Source organism: Lactobacillus helveticus DSM 20075 = CGMCC 1.1877, assembly GCF_000160855.1.
Classification (GTDB): Bacteria; Bacillota; Bacilli; order Lactobacillales; family Lactobacillaceae; genus Lactobacillus; species Lactobacillus helveticus.
In genome coordinates this window covers 14,372-15,948 of the sequence record NZ_GG700756.1, presented here as the reverse complement: position 1 = coordinate 15,948, position 1,577 = coordinate 14,372, and the positions used below count along the sequence as shown (strand labels likewise).

The 1,577-nt window shown below is 40.0% G+C and carries 2 protein-coding genes; both read left to right on the top strand.

What is annotated here, in order from left to right; translation table 11 throughout:
• The first annotated feature begins 80 nt into the window (after nucleotides 1–80).
• Nucleotides 81–1,322, top strand: a complete 1,242-nt coding sequence (locus tag HMPREF0518_RS06640; protein WP_003627318.1) for an LCP family glycopolymer transferase — start codon at nucleotides 81–83, stop codon at nucleotides 1,320–1,322.
• Between the two features lie 68 nt (nucleotides 1,323–1,390).
• A partial coding sequence (locus tag HMPREF0518_RS06635) for a DUF554 family protein (RefSeq protein WP_003627315.1) occupies nucleotides 1,391–1,577 on the top strand: 187 nt, incomplete at its 3' end.

Sequence of the window (1,577 nt, the reverse complement as noted above, 5' to 3'; positions counted from 1 at the left end):
ATAAGTAATTTTATTTCATCTAGCGATTAAAAGTGATACAAATGAACATGTATTAATTTTGAAGGGAAGAGATACAGATAATGGACCAAAATCCAAAACGAAGAGAAGAATACCGAACAAGACATTCCTCGCTTAATCTCCACCGCAATCGTGCTTTTGCTGCAGAAAGTACCGTATATAAAAGTGGCAATATGTTTGCACGCTTTATTGGCGTAGTCGCATTAGTGGTTATTTGCTTTGGGGTAGCTTGGGCTGCGCACATGTATTTCACCATCCATAGTGCAGTTGATGGTAAAAGCGATAGCAGTGTGCCAGCTTCAGCTAAGATTGCCAATAGACAACCGATTTCTGTTTTAGTTTTAGGTGTGGATCAAGGTATTGAAGGGCGTCATGATCGTGGTAATTCAGATACTATGATTTTAGCTACAGCTAATCCGCAAAAAAATTCTGCAACGATGACCTCGATTCCGCGTGATACCTTGGCTGATATTAAAGGCGATCCAGGAGACAAGTACTTCATGTTTAGGGTGAATTCTGCCTATGAAATTGGTGGCAGTCAAGCAAGCATGAAGACCGTTTCGAGCATGTTAAATGTACCAATTGATTATTACCTAGAAGTAAATATGAAGGCGCTGCGTAGTTTGGTTAATGCGGTAGGCGGCGTAGATGTTAATGTGCCATTTGACTTTTCATATGACTGGTGTGATTTCCATAAAGGAAAGCAGCACTTGAATGGTCGTCATGCCGTGGCTTATGTCCGTATGAGAAAAGAAGACCCACGTGGTGACTACGGCCGTCAGCTTCGCCAGCGTCAGGTAATTGAAGCAATTATGACCAAGGCTAGGTCAGTTAATACTATCAGCAATTACCGTAAGCTTATTGATATTTTCAATAAATATGTGAAGACTAATTTAACCTTTAACGATATGCTTAGCCTGGTTTTGAATTATCGTGGCTGTGCAAAGAACTTGAAGAGTGGTTATATTCAAGGGCATGATGCTTGGATTGATGGCTCTTCGATTCAGGTTGCTTCAACTAAAGAATTACAAAAGATTTCAAATAGAATTCGCAAGAATTTAGGTTTAGAAACTGAAACTTTAGATAATGAAGAGATACGGCAAAATGATTTGAATGACCAAAATAGTCATATCAAGTGGGACGATCCGCAAGCATTTACTAATTATCGGATCTATGATCAGAATTCAGATAAGCCTGCAAGTGGCTCTAGCTCTGGTTATGGTAAGAATCCTGATGCTTCGTCGTCAAGCAGTAGTAGTTCTAGTTCATCATCAAGTAGTGGCGGCTGGAAGTTTCAATGGTAAAAATTAACAGCATCCTGATATGGGATGCTGTTTTTTGCTGATGTAAAATAAACTGAGAGGTGAGGAATATGATTGGCACAATTGTAAATACATTAGCGTTATTAGTAGGAACGTCCATTGGTTGTTTAGTGAAAAAGGGGATTAACAAGCGTTACGAAGACGTTCTGTTTATCACAATGGGGCTAGCCGCTCTAGGTATTGGCTGGGAAAACGTGACCAACACCATGCCTAAGAGCCACTATCCCGTTTTATTGC

What these genes read in the sequence shown, in the direction of transcription:
- HMPREF0518_RS06640 (WP_003627318.1), top strand. Translation starts at nt 81, where the DNA reads ATGGACCAAAATCCAAAACGAAGAGAAGAATACCGAACAAGACATTCC.